Source organism: Salinimicrobium sp. 3283s, from assembly GCF_039602225.1.
GTDB classification, from domain to species: domain Bacteria; phylum Bacteroidota; class Bacteroidia; order Flavobacteriales; family Flavobacteriaceae; genus Salinimicrobium; species Salinimicrobium profundisediminis.
Map to the genome: position 1 here is coordinate 47,768 of NZ_CP143631.1, position 18,380 is coordinate 66,147.

Consider the following 18,380-nt stretch of genomic DNA (forward strand, 5'->3'; position numbering starts at 1 on the left):
GGCTAATTAGAAATATTATTGATTTTTTTGAATGAAGCCTGCATTCCCCGTATTAGCGAAGAACTGAGGCCGTGGTGTTCCATTTCGTTAAGACCTTCAATGGTACAACCCATAGGTGTGGTTACTTTGTCTATTTCTTCTTCGGGATGTTTACCCGATTCTATCAATAAACTCGCTGCACCAAGACAGGTCTGCATTGATAGTTGCTGAGCCTCTTTAGCGTCAAAACCTAACTGAACTGCACTTTGAGTAGTGGCTCTTATTAATCGCATCCAAAAAGCTATTCCGCTGGCACATAATACTGTTGCGGCCTGCATTTTGTTTTCGGGAATTACCATTGTTGTTCCCATTTTATCGAAAATAGCCTCGGCTACCTGAAGCTGTTTTTGTCCTTTCTCATTACTGCAAAGACATGTCATTGATTTCTTTACGGCAATGGCAGTGTTAGGCATTGCCCGAATAATGATGTGATCTCCCACCAAATCTTCGATCCTGCTTATACTCACTCCCGTAATGGTCGAAATAATCACATGTCTCTCGTGCAAGTCATTTTTAATTTCCTCCAGTACGGTTTCAATCTGTTTGGGTTGCACTGCCAGAATGAGAATATCAGAATTTTGAACAGCTTCGCGGTTACTTTTTGTTACCACCACGTTCTCATATTCAGAATATTCCTGTATAGCTTCTGTTTTTCTTTTAGTGAGATAAAGTGTGTTGTAAGCATTGCTCACAAGGAGTCCTTTGGCGATTGAGAGCCCCAGGTTTCCCGCTCCAAGAATTGCGATTTTCATATCAGGTAGGTTTAGAGATCTCACAGGTTTTAAAAACCTGTGAGATCTTATTTAGTTAGAAATAATTCGCTTTCAATTTCAGCCCCGTGCTTTCTTCAAGACCAAACATAAGGTTCATATTTTGAACCGCCTGCCCACTGGCACCTTTTAGCAAGTTGTCAAGAACAGTGGTGATCAATATCTTATCATCAAACTTTTGCACTCTTACCAGGCATTTATTGGTATTAACTACCTGTTTAAGATGCAGTTCTTCTTCTACCACGTGTGTAAAAGCCGCATTTGCATAGAACATCTTATATATCCCAACAGCGTCTTCCAGTTCCCCCTCAAAAGAGGTATATGTTGTACAGTGAATACCGCGGGAGAAATTGCCCCGGTTGGGAATAAAATTGATCTTGTGATCAAAATTTTCCTGTAGCTGCAGCACACTCTGCCCAATTTCTGAAAGATGTTGATGTTCAAAAGCCTTGTAAGAAGAAAAGTTATTATCTCTCCAGGCGAAATGTGTAAAGCCCGAAAAAGAGGTTCCGGCGCCGGTTGCGCCTGTGACAGCATTTACGTGAACGTCTTCTTTCAATAATCCTGCATATGCAAGAGGTAAAAGTGCCAGGTTGATTGCCGTTGCAAAACAACCGGGATTTGCAATGAATTCTGCACTTTCAATCTTTCTCCTGTTTAATTCAGGCAGGCCGTAAATAAATGAATGTGAAGGTTCTGTTTTCCTGAAATCGGTACTTAGATCAATGATTTTGGTACTTTTTGAGAACTCTGTCTCTTCCAGGAACTTTTTAGAGTTTCCATGCCCAAGGCAGAGAAAAACCACATCTACATTAGTGTTTACTTTACTGCTGAAAGTAATTTCGGTTTCCCCAACAAGGTCCTGGTGAATGGCATATACAGGTTTTCCTGCACTTGAGGTGCTGTAAATAAAATCCAGCGCTACCTGCGGATGGTTTACCAGGATCCGGGTCAATTCCCCGGCCGTATATCCGGCTCCCCCAATTATTCCTGCTTTGATCATGATTTCTGTTTTACCTGGTTATAGATCTTTCCTGAATTACTAAGGATCTTAATAAAACCTTTGGCATCCTGTGCTGTCCAGGCATTGTTTTCTTCTCCGTATTTTCCGAAGCCGCTGTTCATAAGATCAAAAGGAGAAGAGATCCCTTCCAGAACAAATCTATATGGGTGCAGGCTAATATATACTTCCCCTGTTACCTGTTGCTGGGAGTTCTGTAAAAAAGCTTCAAAATCGCGCATCACAGGATCCAGGTATTGGCCCTCGTGAAGGTGCATTCCGTACCAACTTGCAACATTTTCTTTATGTTGTAACTGCCATTTACTCAGGGTGTGTTTTTCCAAAAGGTGGTGTGCCTTAATGGTTATTAAAGCCGCAGCTGCTTCAAAACCTACCCTTCCTTTAATACCAATAATCGTGTCTCCTACGTGGATATCACGGCCAATAGCATATGCTGAAGCCAGTTCTTCCAGTTTTTCTATATTCTTCTCGGGAAAATTTTCTTCTCCGTTCACGGCTGTAAGTTCCCCTTTTTCAAAGGTAAGTGTTACCCGTGAAGCTTCCTTTTCCTGAAGTTGGGAAGGGAAAGCCGCCCCTGGCAAAGGTTTCTCTGATGTCAGGGTCTCAGCACCACCAACGCTGGTTCCCCACAAACCTTTATTGATAGAGTATTTTGCTTTTTCCCAGTTCATATCTACCCCCTGAGATTGCAGGTAATCGATCTCTTCCTGCCGGGTTAATTTCTTATCGCGGATTGGTGTAATAATTTCAATTTCGGGAGCAAGGATCTGGAAGATCATATCAAACCTCACCTGATCATTTCCTGCGCCTGTACTACCGTGGGCAATATAACCTGCTCCTATTTTCCTGGCGTGGTTTACAATTTCAATAGCCTGAATAATACGTTCTGCACTTACAGAAAGTGGATAAGTATTGTTCTTTAGTACGTTTCCAAAAATGAGATATTTTACTACCTTTTGGTAAAAGGAAGAAACCGCATCAAGGTTGGTATAGGTAGTGGCACCAATGGCTTTGGCTGTGTTACCAATGCGTTCAATCTCTTCCTGACTAAATCCTCCTGTATTCACGCTCACTGCATGAACTTCAAAGTTTTCTTCTTTTGATAAATATTTTGCGCAATAAGAGGTATCTAATCCTCCACTATAAGCAATTACTACTTTTTTCATTTTGTTTTATTTTCAATTTTTTCAACCACTTTTTCTTTTTTGTAAAAAAGGGTTTGTTTGATACTTTTTAATCGGGTGAACGCCTTGTCGTTCAGTCTTGATTTTTCTTTAGATTTCTCCTTTTTTACAGGATCATACAACATCCCTGTGCAAAGACACATCTTTCTTTCGGTACGGGTAAGAATATCGTAATTTTTGCAGGTTTGACAGCCTTTCCAGAAACTCTCATCATCTGTGAGTTCACTAAAGGTTACAGGCTGGTAGCCCAATTCGTAATTGATCTTCATAACGGCAAGTCCTGTGGTGATCCCAAAGATCTTGGCTTGAGGATATTTTTTACGGGAGAGCTCAAAAATGGCTTTTTTGATATCCTTTGCGAGGCCTCGATTCCTGAAATCGGGATGAACTATAAGTCCTGAATTGGCTACAAACTTCTCGTGGCTCCACACTTCGATATAGCAAAAACCAGCGAATCTATCGCCCTCCAGGGCAATTACGGCGTTTCCATTCTGCATCTTGGTAAGAATATACTCGGGTGTACGGCGGGCTATACCTGTGCCGCGAATTTTGGCAGATTCTTCAATAGTATCACAAATTACCTGTGCATACTTTTCATGAGAAGCATTAGCAATGACAATTTTCATATGCTAAAGAATTAAAGGTTAAAAAATCAAGAAAGGGTTTTCGGGGAAAGAACCGGACTCACCTGGGTTCCATAATAATTAAGCGCGCACAAACGTGCGGCGGAAACTACGGCGGCGCCTGAAAGAATTCTCAGGAGAAAGCCTAAAAAGTAAATGAGAAATGTATTGTGGAAAAATGTGATTCAAAATAAAAAAACTAAATAAAAATTAAGACAAAAAGAGAGGTGCGCTGACAGATGGACTACATCCGGCGGCGCAACATGGGCCTTATTATTATTTGAGACTCTAAAATCACACCGTAAAAGTAAGTTTATTTTTTAAAAACCAAAACAAATTAGAAAAATAATATAACTTCAAACCTTATTTTTTACATAGCTTTCAGCATAAACCCTACATTTTTGGCATCTGCTTTTACGGATTTACTTTTTTGTTTTTTAAATCTTTACCTTATTTTTCCCCGGAATTCTAACCCGAATAATCATATTCTCAATTTTCCTCTCTTTTACTGAAAAAGGTTCACAAAAAATGAAAAATATAATTCCCGCCCTCTTCCTTCTCTTTACCACAATACTTTTTGCCCAGAAAAAAATTTACATGAATGAAAAGTATGAAGTAGTGACCAATCCTGCCGAAGCTACTTTTTATAAGATAGAGGAAAAAACTGATGAAGGGGATGCTGAATTTCATAGGGTAACCTATAGAATAAACGGTGATATTTCTGCAGAACAATATCTATCTATTAAAGATGGAAAACCGGTAAAGATGGAAAACCGGTGAATGAAGGCCGACATAAATTCTGGTACAAAACAGGAGAGCCATGGTACGAAATTGAATACAAAAATGGAGACCGACATGGAGAGCTCGTCGCCTGGTGGCCCAATGGTAATAAAAAACGTCACGATTTCTTTAAAAAAGACAAATTCAAATCGGGAACGGTATGGAATAAAGAAGGTGAAAAAATTGAGCATTTCCCTTATTGGGTTTCAGCTTCCTATCCCGGTGGGAATGATGCCCTGCAAGATTATTTAAAAGAGACCCTGCCTGTGCCTGAAAAACAAAAGAAAGGCACTACTGTTAAGGTTCTACTTATTTTCACTATCAATGAAGAAGGAATAATTAGCGAAGTGCAGGTAGTTGAAGGTGCTCCACGCTGGTACAATGCGGTAGCCGTTCAGGTATTGAGCAACATGCCAAAATGGGAACCCGCCAAGCACTTTGGAGAACCTGCACCTACAAGGTTTAGATTGCCCATGAGCTTTGTAAAATAATACAGCTTTAGCTTCAGTCATAATTTTTGTAAATTACAATGAAAAATTATGGCTGAAGAAATCGAAAATATAGCAGCAGTAGACATCCCTCAAATACTCAGCTCTCAAAATGCCTTTTTTGAGACCGGTAAAACTCTTGATGTTGCCAAAAGGATATCTAAATTAAAGGAGCTTAAAAATGTCATTGAAAGCAGGGAGAAAGAAATAGCTGCAGCCCTTTTCACCGATTTCAGAAAGCCGGAATTTGAAACCTACGCCACCGAAACAGCACTTATTCTCAGTGAACTTAAGTACACCATCAGGAAGCTAAAAAAGTGGGCAAAACCTCAAAAGGTAAAAAGCACTTTCCTCAATTTTCCATCAAAAGATTATATCTATTCCCAGCCCTACGGTAAAGTCCTGGTACTGGCACCGTGGAATTATCCTTTTCAGTTAAGTGTTTCCCCGGCAATAGGTGCATTGGCTGCAGGAAACACCGTGGTGATCAAACCCAGTGAATACGCTCCCGCAACTTCTCAAATCACCAAAGAAATATTTGCTGAAGTTTATCCTGAAGAACATATTGCCGTGATCCTGGGAGGCGTAGAAACATCGGAAGAACTCCTGAAACAGAAATGGGATTATGTTTTTTTCACCGGAAGCGTTCCGGTAGGAAGAATTGTAACTAAAGCCATAGCCCCCAATCTTACTCCTTCAACCCTGGAACTCGGCGGAAAAAATCCCTGTATCATTCATGAGTCGGCTAAAATTGGTTTGGCAGCAAAAAGAATTGTTTGGGGAAAATTCATTAATGCCGGACAAACCTGTATTTCCCCCGATTACATCCTGATCGACAAAAGGAAGAAAACTGAATTTACCGAGGCCGTAAAAAAAGAAATTAAGGCTGCCTTTGGCGATGAGATAAAAAAGTCGCCAGATTATGCCAGAATCATCAATAAGAAGAATTTTGAGAGGCTTCAGGCGATGCTTGAGGGCCAAACCATCATTACAGGAGGTGAAACCGCTCCAGGCGACAATTATATCGCGCCTACCCTACTAAACGAACCTTCACTCGAATCTGCAGTAATGCAGGATGAGATCTTTGGCCCAATCCTTCCGGTCCTCACTTATTCCGATGAAACGGAAATCGAAAAGATCATCAGCCATTATCCCGATCCTCTTGCGCTTTACGTCTTTGCTGAAGACAAAGGTTTTTCAGAAAAAACCCTTCAAAAATACCATTTTGGAGGGGGTGCTACCAATGACGTTGTAATACATATTGCCAATAAGAACCTGCCGTTTGGCGGGGTGGGCAGCAGCGGCTATGGCGGCTACCACGGCAAATTCTCTTTCGACACTTTCACGCACAAAAAAAGCATCAGCAAGAGGGCTACCTGGATAGATATCCCTCTGCGATATGCTCCCTATGCAGGAAAACTTCCGCTTATTAAAGAAGTAATGAAACGCTTGTAATTACTTTTTCAGCTTAAGGGAATATAAATCTTTACGCCGGTCTTTCAGGTTTCTAACGCTTCCAAAAGTGTGCAGCTCTTTGAGCAGGTCAAGATCTACATCTACAAGCAAGGTACTCTCTGTGTTTGGCGTAGCTTCAGCCTTAATTCCGTTCACAGGAAAAGAGAAATCAGACGGTGTAAAAACAGCACTCTGCGCATACTGTATATCCATATTGTTCACCTTTGGAAGGTTACCCACAGAACCCGCAATTGCCACGTAACATTCATTTTCTATAGCCCGGCTCATGGCGCACAACCTCACCCGCGAATAACCGTTTTGAGTATCGGTCATAAAAGGCACAAATAGTATGTTCATTCCCTGCTCGGCCAGTAGTCTCCCCAGCTCCGGGAATTCCACGTCATAACAAATAAGCACTCCAATCTTTCCACAGTCGGTATCAAGGGTTTTTAACTGGCTGCCACCTTTCATACCCCAGGCAGAACCTTCGGCCGGTGTAATATGCAGTTTCTCGTACCGCTCATAACTTCCGTCGCGACGGCACAAATAGCCCACATTATACATGTGTTCTCCAATAATTTGAGGCATACTGCCTGTAATGATATTGATGTTGTAGGTGATGGCAAAATCTACAAAGGTCTCCAGCAACTTATCGGTATAAGAGGCCAGGGAGCGGATGGCTTCAGCTTCATTAAGGTGATTATACTCGGCCATTAAAGGTGCATTGAAGAGCTCCGGAAAAAGGATAAAGTCACTTTGATAATCACTTACGGCATCTACAAAAAATTCTATTTGAGATACAAGAGCATCAAAATCTTTAAAAAGACGCATTTGCCACTGCACCAATCCCAGCCGCACCACGGTTTTAGCCGTATTGATGAGCTTGTCAGGCTTGGTGTAATAAATATTATTCCACTCCATTAGCGTGGCAAATTCTTTGCTCTCATGATCTCCGGGCAAATAACCCTTGATCACTTTTTTTACGTGAAAGTCGTTAGAGAGCTGAAAAGACAATACAGGATCATGTATTTCCTTGACCTTTACCTTTTCTATATACTGTTTAGGTGTTAACTCTTCGGCGTATTCGGCATAGTTAGGGATTCGCCCTCCAAAAATGATAGATTTTAGGTTCAATTGCTCACACAGCTCCTTCCTTGCCTCGTAAAGCCTACGCCCCAGGCGCATCCCGCGATATTCAGGATGAATAAAAACATCAATACCATAAAGCACATCGCCAGACTTTGTGTGGGTAGAAAAATTCTCTCCGCCGGTAATCTCCCCATAGGTATGGCTATCGTCAAACTTGTTATAATCTACCATGATTGACAGGGCACAACCTGCAATTTTCTCATTGATCACTATACAAAATTGGCCATCGGGAAATTTTTTAATCAGGTTTTTGATCTCCTTCTCGCTCCAATACTCATTTGGCATGGCATCATAGCTCTCAATCATAGAGATCTTTAACTCCTTATAATCCTTTACACTCAGGTTTCGTAACTCAATTTTAGCAGAATCTATCACTTAAATTTTTTTACAAAGATATTCCTTTCACTGCTGCTTTAAAAATATTCGGCAACAGAGAAATTTATTAAGACTCAAATACTTAGCAGCCTCTAACACAATTAGTAAAAATCTTAATTCAAAACAGTAAATTATTAGAGAAATTTACCTTTTTCACATCAACTTTAATTAAATTTATAGCACTTAAAATAAAGAATGGTGCCATCTTTCGGAATGCTTAAATAGTAGGGGATTTAAGCAGTTTCATGAAAATGGCACCATCTGTTTTTTCTGAATCAGCTATAGTCAAGCAGCTTTATTCGCAGCTTTTCTCCCGGCATTTTTTGAGCCAGAGTATTTATGCCTGTTTCTGTCAACTGCAGAATTCTTGGGTATCCACCCGTAGTTTGACCATCCCTCATTAAAGCGATTAAAGTTCCTGATGGCGTGAGTTGTACCGTACCGGGAAGCACCGGACCTGTAAGGATCGGATTTAAATTATTCTCCATTTTTTCCTGAAATTGAATCCCCATCCGATTACTTTCTTTTGCTGCTGAAAAATGCCATTTTTGAAGCGCTTCTTTTTCTGAAGGCTGAAGCAGATCAAACTCCGGTCCCCGAAAAGCCTCCAATACGCCTGAAGTGATATGCTCATCTACTTTAACCGAAGAAAATTTTGAAACAGATGCGCGCTTACTCTCCAAAAAAGGCAATTTCACACCCTTTTCCAGTCGGCTGTGGGGCGTCACCCCATCACACCAGCTTCTGCTACCCAAAACTGCATAGGTTTGGAAGCCACCTTTGATGGCAAGGTAGGCTCTATAGCCGCATTTTCTTCTCCCGAAGCTAAGCACCTGCCCAGCCGAGACCTGCATCACCTGGTTGTTCTGCAACGCCCCGCCGTCAAGTTCCGGAGACAGTTGCGCTCCGGTGATCACAATTTGAGCAGTACCCGAAAATGCCATTTTTGGCCCCTGTAGCGTGATTTCCATCACTGCGGCATCAGGCTCATTCTTTAGCAGAAGATTGGCCACCTTCGCCGCCTGCCTGTCCATCGCCCCCGATGTTGGTACGCCAAATTCACGATAACCATACCGACCAAAATCCTGTATGCTGCTGTACAATCCCGGCTGTAGAATTTCCGCCTGCGCCATCATAGTTTTTCAGATTTTATTCTGAAGTCCCCTCTTTCCACCAGCTCAGAAATTCTTTGGTGCTCCTCTAAATCTACCTGGTAAAACCTCAACCTGTCACCAGCCGAAATTGGGCATGGTTTATCTGCTGCCAGATCAAATAATTTTACCGGAGAATTGCCAATTATATTCCATCCGCCGGGGCTCGATTTAGGGTAAATTCCCGTCTGTTTTTCACCAATCCCCACAGCCCCTTTTTGGACCTGTATCCGGGGGTGATCCCTGCGTGAAAAATGCAGTACTTCTGGCAGCCCGCCCAGGTATAAAAATCCGGGTAAAAATCCGGTGAAATACACCAGATAATCTACCGAAGAATGCAACCTGATTATTTCCTCTTTAGACAACTTTTTCACCCGGGAAATCTCATCGAGGTCAAGAGCAAAAACATCACTGTAACACACTGGAATATGAAATAATTTAGATTCAATAATTTCATCTATATTAGCACCTGAAAACTCCCCCAAAAGGCTATAAACCTCATTATAAGCATTCTCTATAACATACACATAAATGATTAATAATGAGCTGTATGTACTTTTTATCTCAACATTTTGTTTAACTAATTTCTCCTGAAGGAATTTCTTAAGATTTAGAACCTTCGCAAGAGTTTCTGGAGAAATTTCAGGTTCAAATTCGACAAGGATAGCCCCCTCGCCCATCCGTTTTATCTTCGGAAATACTTCCATTAAGCTTTAAAGATTTCGATATTTTTAGCGGGTAATTCCCGGTGTAAATATTCAAGAATTTCTACCGAATTTGGTGTGTCTCCATGCAGGCAAAAAGTGGTGGCAAAAGTGTCAAATTTCTGGCCTTTTTGAGGGGTGATTTTTTGCTCAGAAATCATGGATAAAAGATGGTTAAAAACCTCTTCTTTGTGGGTGATCACGGCACCCGTTTCTTTTCGGTTTACAAGGCTGCCATTTGGGTTGTAATTTCTATCGGCAAAGGCTTCATATCTTATCTCTAATTTACCTTTCGCCAACTCACTAATTACAGAACCCTCGGCCACATAAAGCACCAGATCATTTCCGAATTCAAGAACAGAATCGACAATAATTTTGGCAACTTCAGCATTATTAAAAGCATCATTGTAAAGAGCGCCATGAGGCTTTACATGGGTGAGCACCGCCCCTTCAGCTTCTGCAATTTGCTTTAGGCTCATAATTTGCGCCACCAGGCTTCTTTTAAGCTCTTCACTTTCCATAGGAATGGAGACCCTTCCGAAGTTTTCTTTATCGGGATACGACGGATGAGCGCCTATTTCTACCCCATTTTCCATAGCGAGGTCTACGGTGTGCTGCATGGTTTCTAACGTGCCTGCATGCCCGCCACAGGCAATATTACACGCCGAAATAAGCGGCATAAGCTGCCCATCGTGCTCCCCTCCTTCTCCAAGATCGCAATTGATATGTATTTTTTTCATAGTTGTAGCTCTCCAATTTTTAGTAATAGCCTCTCACCCCGAATAATGGGTTAAGATCTTTCGGGAGCAGAATTACGATCAAGGCTTTTACATCTTTTTATTACTTTCCTGTATAGCATACAAAGCGAAACTCCCAAGCCAGTGCCCTCCTTCATAGCTATCGCCCACGAGGTTAGGAAATGAATACGCCACGTGCTCATTGGCCAGCGTGCGAAGATGCCCGTATTGTTCGGGATATTGATTGGCAAGGCCGTAAAACACCCAGGCCCGGCTAAAGTTGAGTCCGTCAAGGTGAACCAATTTTCCGTCGGTCCTGTCACTCACTTCGGCTACTTCCATGGCAAAATCCTTGCTCTGCAACTGCGGAAGAAAATCCTTCATCCACAAATTGAAGGTTTTTTTAGGAAGAACACGGCGCATAATATCGACCTCGGCCAGGCAGGGCGACAAGAAATCGAATCCTCCCGGTTCCCATTCAATAGGGCAATTGTCATCGTTCAAATAGTAATCTTTTGCTCTTTTCTCAATCAACAACCGCAAGTCTTCTGCTCCCGTGGTGGCAGCATAATCATGTGCCAGCGCAAGAGCAAAGGCTGTATTGGTGTGCTCGCCAACTCTTATGGAGTAGTTAAGCTTCGGAAGAAATTCCTTAAACTTCTGCACCATAAGATCTGTAAGAGGCTGCAGATTCTCACGCAGCTCTACTGCTAAGGGATCTTCCCAGGTATGCAGCTCTTCGGCCAGTTTTAAAATCCACGCCCAGCCGTAGGTGCGTTCAAAACTCCCCTCCTGCTCCCGGCTGAAGTATTTCACTTCCTGCCTGATATTTTCGGCAGTAAGAGAATTCTTTAGAGTCTCCCGAATTTCTTCGGCTTTTTTCATTTCAGGGAACTTCCTGAGCAAACTCACCAGAGACCAATGTGCATGTACCGAAGAATGCCAGTCAAAACAGCCGTAAAAGGCGGGGTGCAGTTCTTTGGGTTCGCCAATATCTCCGGCACCCGAGAGGGTTTGGTTAAGCTTATTGGGATATTCAACATTAATACAATTAAGAGGAAGTTGGGCCAGTTTATTAGCTTCCTCTACAGTAAGCACAACAGCTTGTGTGGGTTCTAACATAGCTACAGCTTCATCTACGAGGGTAGAATCTGTTTCCATCCCTTCGGTAACCGGTGCTTCATCATTGCCTTTACAGGCTATTACTGCAATCGCAGCGATCACTAAAAATTTCTTTTTCATAGTTTAAATTATCCTAGCCAGCCTTCCCTGTCGAGGCTGCGGTATTGTATAGCTTCACTTATGTGAGCTCCTTTTATTTTATCTGAATCTTCTAAATCTGCAATAGTACGGGAAACCTTCAGAATGCGATCATAAGCCCGGGCAGATAAGTTAAGCCGCTCCATGGCCACCTTGAGCAGGTTCATGGAGTCTGGGTCGAGCGCGCAATGTTCTCTAATTTGTTTTACATTCATTTGCGCATTGTAATGAACCTTGTCATTATCTGCAAACCTATCCGTTTGTTTTTGTCTGGCAGCAGTTACTCTTTTTCTTATTTCCAGGCTGCTTTCTCCGCGCCTGTCGTCACTTAGCTTCTCAAAAGGAACGGGAGTTACTTCAATATGTATGTCAATCCTGTCGAGCAAAGGTCCGCTTATCTTGCTCATATACCTTTGCATCTCGGCGGGAGAAGATGTAGCGGGAGAACCGGGATCATTGAAGAACCCACTGGGACTCGGATTCATACTGGCCACAAGCATAAAGCTCGATGGATAAGTCACTGTAAATTTTGCCCGCGAAATAGTCACTTCACGGTCTTCCAGCGGTTGTCGCATTACCTCTAAAACACTTCTTTTAAACTCCGGAAGTTCATCGAGAAACAATACGCCATTATGAGACATGGAGATCTCCCCCGGCTGTGGATATGCCCCGCCGCCGACTAAAGCAACGTCGCTAATCGTGTGGTGCGGACTCCTAAAAGGCCGGTGAGCCATAAGCCCCACATTTTCCTTTACGCGTCCTACAACACTGTGAATCTTTGTAGTTTCTAAAGCTTCGTGCAAGGTCATGGGCGGCAAGATACTCGGAAGTCGTTTTGCGAGCATGGTTTTACCCGCTCCCGGCGGACCAATTAAAATAATATTATGACCGCCGGCTGCAGCAATCTCCATGCAGCGTTTTATGGATTCCTGTCCCTTAACATCGGCGAAATCATGCTCCGGATTTTCCAATTCCTGAAAGAATTCTTTCCTGGTGTCAATTTCGGTCCTTTCTAAAGCCTGGCCTTTATCAAAGAAGCGGATTATTTCATCTATATTTTCAATGCCATACACTTCCAGTCCACTTACAATAGCCGCTTCCTTCACGTTTTGCTTCGGAAGTATAAAACCTTTAAAACCTTCTTCCTTAGCCTTTATGGCTATAGGCAAAGCACCTTTTATAGGCTGCAGACTTCCATCGAGAGAAAGTTCTCCCATGATGACATAATCTCCTATGTTGGTGGCTTTAATTTGGCCTGAAGCCATAAGTATCCCCATCGCGAAGGTGAGGTCATAAGCCGAACCTTCTTTCCGAAGATCGGCAGGTGCCATGTTTACGGTGATCTTTTTCCCCGGAAGGCTGTACCCTACATTTTTTAGAGCGGCTGCAATCCTGAAACTGCTTTCTTTTACAGCAATATCGGGAAGGCCTACAAGATGATATCCAATGCCGGTGTCAACATTTACCTCGACCGTGATGGTCGTGGCTTCAACACCAAAAACTGCACTACCGTAAACCTTTACCAGCATTAAATAAAATGTTTTGACTAAATGTAGTAAAAATTTCGGCTTAAGATCTTAATGTTCTGTTTAAACAATAATTAGAATCCCAGAGACAAAACCCTTTTTTGGTAAGTGTAGGAATTTGTTAAGTCTGAAGAACAATGAAGGAATCATTTTATACAGAAATAATCTTAATCAGTATAACTTTTACAAATAAATTCATCAACCTGTAAACCAATAATTTAAATCCCTAACCAGTACATGAAAAATCGATATCAGGTACTATAAACCCGATGACATCCCTCTATTGTAAGTTTTTAATTTATTTTTGTAATACATTTCTGTATGATATAAAAAGCCCCAAATTGATAAAGAGGATAAATTCATAAAAAAATGAGAGATAAAGCAAATCTGGAATTTGAATAATTAGTAAGAAAGAACTCGGATATTAAAAGATGCCCTTGAACCCTACACCCCCACTAAAAAAAGAAAAATGGAACGTCTACAAGATTCTTCTACAGAACGAAGACTTGTTTGATGCCGTTCAAAATAACGCCCTACAAGGTTATATTCTTTTTCACCCCTCTGCTCCAGAAGAAAAATGGATTAGCCCCAAATTATTGCAAACATTAGATCTGCGCGACAAACCAGATGAGATCCTTAAATGGAATAAAATTATTGCCCCTGAAGATTTGAATATCTTTAGTAAACTTCAGGATATTCAGAATTACGCAAAGGGTGAATTTAAAGGAGTCTTAAGATTGAGACACTTCAAGGGGTACATTCTAACAATGGACTTTTTTTCTTATCTAACCAAAGATGAAAAAGGTGAAGACTTAGTTTTAGTGGCATTCCGCAGAAAGAATTTTTCTTCCGAAGAAATTTCCGAATTACAGCTGATAAAAGAAAGAGGTGAAAATGATCGAATAAACAGGCAGGTTTTTGAAGGTAGTTTTAAAAATGCTGCTATTGGAATGGCCTTATTAGATCCCACAGGACGATGGATCGAGGCCAACGAAAGGCTTTGCCAGATAGTAGGTTATAGTCCTGAAGAGCTTCAACAGCTAACATTTCAGGATATTACCCATCCCGATGATCTAGAAGCTGACCTGTCTCTTCTAAACGAGCTTGTAGAAGGGAAACGGGAATTTTACCAGATGGAAAAAAGGTACTTCCATAAAAATGGCAATCTCGTTTATATCATCCTTTCTGTTTCTCTTGTACGTGATTCCACGGGACAACCACTATACTTTATTTCACAAATGACCGACGCCACAGCGCTAAAAGAAACCCAAAAAGAATTGGGAAAAGCCTTAAGTGACTTAGAGAATATACTGGAAGCAAGTTCACAGGTTAGTATTATTGGATTTGACAGAAACGGTATTATATCTTCCTTCAACAAGGGCGCAGAAAATTTATTAAAGTTTACAAGAGAAGAGGTAATAGGGAAATTACCTTATGCCGCATTACACCTTGAGCAGGAAATTCAGGAAAGGAGAAATGAACTGCTAAATTTCCCTGATGAAAATCCCGGACTTACAGATATCCTGAAGTTCCTCGCAGATCATGGGCTACCTCATACGAGAGAGTGGAACTTTAAAGCTAAGGGCGGAAAAGAAATGCCTGTACAGGTGACAATTACTCCTATAGAAAAAGATCATCAAATAACCGGCTATCTCTCTGTTGCCACAGATATTAAGGAGCTAAAAAGAGCTCAAAAAGAAATCTCTTCCATTCTTCATATTACGCAAGAACAGAATAGCCGATTAAAAAATTTCGCCAATATTGTTTCTCACAACCTGAGAAACCATTCAGCAAACTTTAAAAATTTGATGAACTTATATCTTGAAGAAATTCCGCAACATGGCGAAAATGAGATTGTACAGATGCTGCTGATGGCATCGGGGCAATTAGAAGATACGATTTATGATCTAGAGAAGATAGTTACTTCAAATAAGTCAACGCATGAAGACCTGGAGTGTCTCAATCTCAATAATGCAGTTGAAAAAGTTATAAAATCTGTTCACCCTCTTCTTGCCGATACAGAAACAGTTATTTTCAATTACATCCCCAAAGATCTGGAAGTAATGGCTTTACCTGCTTATCTCGACAGTATAATTCTCAACCTGACTACAAATGCCATTAAGTACAGAGAAACCGGAAGAAAATCTTATATCAATTTTTCTGCCTTACAGGATCCTGAAAAAGTGGTTATAAAAGTTGAAGACAATGGTGTAGGAATAGACATGAATAAATTCGGCGATAAAATTTTTGGGATGTACAAAACCTTTCACGGGAATGAGGACGCAAGAGGCATAGGCCTTTTTATTACAAAAAATCAGGTAGAAACCATGGGCGGAAGAATTTCAGTTTTCAGCGTACCTGGAGAGGGCACCGTGTTTGAAATAACTTTAAAAAGAGGTGATAAAATTGGAGGGTAACAAGTCCAGGTAAGAAACTTTACTGTCCAGGCAAAACCTCTCACCTGTCTTTATCTTTATAGTTTCTTACTGATTAGGTGGGTCAAATCCAACAAAAAAGCCCCGCACTTTCGTGCAGGGCTTTTTTCGTCGGGGTGGCAGGATTCGAACCTGCGGCCTCCTGCTCCCAAAGCAGGCGCGATAACCGGGCTACGCTACACCCCGAGATCAGCTAATGCTGATAACTTACTTTAACCTGTAAGCGGCTGCAAATATAAAAAAGAAGTTGGCATTGAAACCCTATTCCTGCTCTTTTTTCAAAATTTTCTGAAGTGAGCGTATTTTCAGGGGTTCTCCACCAGTTGTTGTTTTTCAAGAAAAATCCGGTCACTCCCGGAAAATCTTCTGAAAATTACCTTTTAAAGCATTATTTTAAAGAATTCTTCGGCTGCTGTTTCTCCACATTTCTTATCAGGAAAGCATCAACAGAAAATTTGCCTGCCCCCAATATAAGTAACGCCAGGTACGTTAATAAATAATGCAGCCCCAGTTCCTGATTTGCAAAAGGATCATTTGCGTGTATCACAAAAACTGCTATGAGCATGGTAATAATTAAAGGGATTGTAGCAAACCTGGTTGCAAGCCCTAGTATTAGTAGAATGGAACAGAAAAACTCGGCAAATACCGCAAGAGTTAGTGAAAGTGTGGGGTTCATACCCATCACACCGGGAAATTGCACCTCTCCTCCTGCCATTAACATTTCGAGCTTTGGCAAGCCGTGAACCAGCATCATTGACCCAACGCCAATTCTTAGCATCAACAACACCACATCTACCTGGGTGTTTGTATAGTTTCTATTGAAAAATGTATGCAGCATATTCTATTTGTTTAAAAGGAGCCGGAAACCAGAAATGTTTTGTAGGGGAAACATATTGAAGGCCCCGGCACCAAAAATATTATTTTTAAGCTTTCTTAAATTCAGCGTCAACGTCTATTACCACCTTATCACTCAATACTGCTTCAGGAAAATCGGGTCCCAGGTTAAAATCAGATCTTTTTACCTCACCGCTTATGGCGAAACCTGAAATTAAATTCCCTTTTTGATCTTTTACAGTACCGCGGTGCCAAACATCAAGCGTTACGGGCCTAGTCACTCCATGAAAAGTAAGATCACCTGTCACTTTGTATTTACCTTCGCCAACTTTTTCTGAAGAAGTGCTTACAAATGTCATTTTTGGATACTTTTCAGCATCAAAGAAATCGGCGTTTCTAAGGTGGTTGTCCCTCATCTCCACCCCGGTGTCTATAGAAGGAACCTCTATCTCAACAGTGTATTTTGCATCGCTAAAATCTTCTTCGGAAGCTTCAATTGTAGCATCAAATTCATTGAAAAGGCCTTCAACTTCCGAAATTGTCATGTGCGTAATTCCGAAGGAAACCTGCGAGTGGGCCTTGTCAGCTTTCCAGGTGGTCTGAGCAAAAACGCCCGTGCTTAAAAAAGCAATAGTTAATAAAGAAAGTAAATTTTTCATTTGTGTAGAGTTTTTAATTAAAGTTTAAATTTTTGGATTCTTGATAATTGTTAATCGTTAATTGTTCATTGCTTTCTGAAGTGTTTCCAAAAAAGCTTCGGTAGGTTGCGCGCCCGAAATGGCGTAACGGTCGTCAAACACAAAGAAGGGAACTCCGCGCACGCCAATATTCCGCGCTTCCAGTTCATCCTGTTTTACTTCGTATTCATAGTCGTCAGACTCCAGCATAGCTCCAACTTCGGCCTCATCCATTCCTATTGAAGCAGCTGTGGCCACCAAAACTTCAGTATCATCTATATTTTTTGACGCTTCAAAATGGACTTTAAATAGTGCTTCTTCTATTTCATCACCCAAATCTTTCGATTTTGCCATCTGGATGAGTTTATGGGCTTTGAAAGAATTAGCCAGCACCGAATCTTCAAGATGAAAATCAAGTCCTACTTCTTTTGCCATTTGGGTAGCACCGCTCAACATTTGCCGCGCCTGTTCTTTGGTCACGCCTTTGGTTTCTACAAAATAATCGAGCGTATTGATGTCTGTCCTGGTTTGAAGGCCTGGATCCAACTGAAAGCTCTTCCAGGTGACCTTCACCTTGTCTTTATGCTGAAACTTTTCCAGCGCAGCTTCAAATTTTCTCTTTCCTATATAACAGAAAGGACATCTTACGTCTGACCATATTTTCACTTCCATAACTATTGAATTTGTTGATAACCGGCAGCTTCAAAAAACTCCTGCACATATTGATTTGCTTCTGAATTCCTTCCAAAAATGCGGAATTCTGCACCTTCTATTTCCAGCTCCACCACCCTTGAATGTGGCAGCAGTTCCTGGAAACAAAGCTTCTCATGCTCTGAAGCCTTTACAGGTTGATGGGAAACTACCACTACGGTTTTTTGAGTCGAAACCTGCTTGATTCTATCAAAAAGAACAGGTTCAATCTCTTCGGGCCTGGTAAAAGCGATCATATCGGCTTCCCAGCAACCTTCTTTCTCACAAGAGCTAAATTCTACTTCGGTAGCATTTTGCAGTTCGCCCAGTTGAGCTTTGACATCCAGAACAACCTCTTCATTGCGGGAGATAAACAGCAGGCGCAAGTCCTGCTGTACCGCCGCCATTGCAAGAGCAGGGCAAAATTTACCAATGTCTCCTATAATTGCTACAGTTTTCTTCACCATCTTCTTCATTTTTTT

18 protein-coding genes and 1 tRNA gene are annotated in these 18,380 nt (G+C 41.4%); 4 read left to right on the forward strand and 15 right to left on the reverse strand.

Translation table 11 applies throughout. From position 1 onward, the window contains the following. Positions 1-2: 2 nt before the first annotated feature. From proC to VS868_RS00250, 4 genes are read right to left on the reverse strand one after another with little or no spacing between them, the layout of a single operon-like run. Complete coding sequence (proC, locus tag VS868_RS00235) at positions 3-791, reverse strand: pyrroline-5-carboxylate reductase (protein WP_266071121.1); 789 nt, start codon at positions 789-791, stop codon at positions 3-5. 55 nt (positions 792-846) lie between these two features. Beyond that, positions 847-1,812 (reverse strand): N-acetyl-gamma-glutamyl-phosphate reductase, encoded by a 966-nt coding sequence (gene argC, locus VS868_RS00240; RefSeq protein WP_266071120.1) that lies wholly within the window; start codon positions 1,810-1,812, stop codon positions 847-849. Further along, a complete protein-coding gene (locus tag VS868_RS00245; protein ID WP_266071119.1) occupies positions 1,809-2,996 on the reverse strand; it encodes an argininosuccinate synthase domain-containing protein in 1,188 nt (395 codons plus the stop codon). Before VS868_RS00245 ends, argC begins: the two co-directional genes overlap by 4 nt. Continuing rightward, positions 2,993-3,640 (reverse strand): GNAT family N-acetyltransferase, encoded by a 648-nt coding sequence (locus tag VS868_RS00250; protein WP_345598789.1) that lies wholly within the window; start codon positions 3,638-3,640, stop codon positions 2,993-2,995. Before VS868_RS00250 ends, VS868_RS00245 begins: the two co-directional genes overlap by 4 nt. Before the next feature lie 525 nt (positions 3,641-4,165). Here VS868_RS00250 and VS868_RS00255 point away from each other — a divergent pair. From VS868_RS00255 to VS868_RS00265, 3 genes are read left to right on the forward strand one after another with little or no spacing between them, the layout of a single operon-like run. Next, positions 4,166-4,417, forward strand: a complete 252-nt coding sequence (locus VS868_RS00255; RefSeq protein WP_345598790.1) for a hypothetical protein — start codon at positions 4,166-4,168, stop codon at positions 4,415-4,417. Next, complete coding sequence (locus VS868_RS00260) at positions 4,414-4,908, forward strand: energy transducer TonB (RefSeq protein WP_345598791.1); 495 nt, start codon at positions 4,414-4,416, stop codon at positions 4,906-4,908. The genes VS868_RS00255 and VS868_RS00260 overlap by 4 nt, the downstream gene beginning before the upstream one ends. A gap of 48 nt (positions 4,909-4,956) precedes the next feature. Continuing rightward, complete coding sequence (locus tag VS868_RS00265) at positions 4,957-6,360, forward strand: aldehyde dehydrogenase (RefSeq protein WP_345598792.1); 1,404 nt, start codon at positions 4,957-4,959, stop codon at positions 6,358-6,360. Here VS868_RS00265 and VS868_RS00270 read toward each other — a convergent pair whose 3' ends face one another. From VS868_RS00270 to VS868_RS00295, 6 genes are all read right to left on the reverse strand, one after another. Then, a complete protein-coding gene (locus tag VS868_RS00270; RefSeq protein WP_345598793.1) occupies positions 6,361-7,884 on the reverse strand; it encodes a bifunctional GNAT family N-acetyltransferase/carbon-nitrogen hydrolase family protein in 1,524 nt (507 codons plus the stop codon). A gap of 275 nt (positions 7,885-8,159) precedes the next feature. Then, entirely contained in the window at positions 8,160-9,020 is an 861-nt protein-coding gene (locus VS868_RS00275; protein WP_345598794.1) for a biotin-dependent carboxyltransferase family protein, read from the reverse strand. Next, positions 9,017-9,742 carry a 5-oxoprolinase subunit PxpB gene (gene pxpB, locus VS868_RS00280; protein ID WP_345598795.1) on the reverse strand — a complete coding sequence of 242 codons (726 nt, stop codon included), beginning with the start codon at positions 9,740-9,742 and terminating at the stop codon, positions 9,017-9,019. The genes VS868_RS00275 and pxpB overlap by 4 nt, the downstream gene beginning before the upstream one ends. Further along, positions 9,742-10,479: a 5-oxoprolinase subunit PxpA gene (pxpA, locus tag VS868_RS00285; RefSeq protein ID WP_345598796.1), complete on the reverse strand. Its 738-nt coding sequence runs from the start codon at positions 10,477-10,479 to the stop codon at positions 9,742-9,744. Before pxpA ends, pxpB begins: the two co-directional genes overlap by 1 nt. Before the next feature lie 87 nt (positions 10,480-10,566). Beyond that, a complete protein-coding gene (locus VS868_RS00290; RefSeq protein WP_345598797.1) occupies positions 10,567-11,718 on the reverse strand; it encodes a DUF2891 domain-containing protein in 1,152 nt (383 codons plus the stop codon). An 8-nt stretch (positions 11,719-11,726) separates the two neighbouring features. Next, entirely contained in the window at positions 11,727-13,265 is a 1,539-nt protein-coding gene (locus VS868_RS00295; protein ID WP_345598798.1) for a YifB family Mg chelatase-like AAA ATPase, read from the reverse strand. A gap of 434 nt (positions 13,266-13,699) precedes the next feature. On the opposite strand from VS868_RS00295, the gene VS868_RS00300 reads away from it, so the two are divergent. Further along, the gene (locus VS868_RS00300; protein ID WP_345598800.1) at positions 13,700-15,679 is read left to right on the forward strand and encodes a PAS domain S-box protein; all 1,980 of its coding nucleotides are present in this window, start codon (positions 13,700-13,702) and stop codon (positions 15,677-15,679) included. Positions 15,680-15,808: 129 nt separating this feature from the next. Here VS868_RS00300 and VS868_RS00305 read toward each other — a convergent pair. The 5 genes from VS868_RS00305 to VS868_RS00325 all read right to left on the reverse strand — a co-directional run bounded on the left by VS868_RS00305 (position 15,809) and on the right by VS868_RS00325 (position 18,374). After that, a tRNA-Pro gene (locus VS868_RS00305) sits at positions 15,809-15,883 on the reverse strand. 202 nt (positions 15,884-16,085) lie between these two features. Next, positions 16,086-16,535, reverse strand: a complete 450-nt coding sequence (locus VS868_RS00310) for a DoxX family protein (protein WP_266071108.1) — start codon at positions 16,533-16,535, stop codon at positions 16,086-16,088. Positions 16,536-16,620: 85 nt separating this feature from the next. After that, on the reverse strand, positions 16,621-17,190 hold the full coding sequence (locus VS868_RS00315; RefSeq protein WP_266071107.1) for a YceI family protein: 570 nt from the start codon (positions 17,188-17,190) through the stop codon (positions 16,621-16,623). 57 nt (positions 17,191-17,247) lie between these two features. Next, positions 17,248-17,880: a DsbA family oxidoreductase gene (locus tag VS868_RS00320; RefSeq protein ID WP_345598801.1), complete on the reverse strand. Its 633-nt coding sequence runs from the start codon at positions 17,878-17,880 to the stop codon at positions 17,248-17,250. Between the two features lie 2 nt (positions 17,881-17,882). Beyond that, a complete protein-coding gene (locus VS868_RS00325) occupies positions 17,883-18,374 on the reverse strand; it encodes a hypothetical protein (RefSeq protein ID WP_345598802.1) in 492 nt (163 codons plus the stop codon). Positions 18,375-18,380 lie beyond the last annotated feature (6 nt).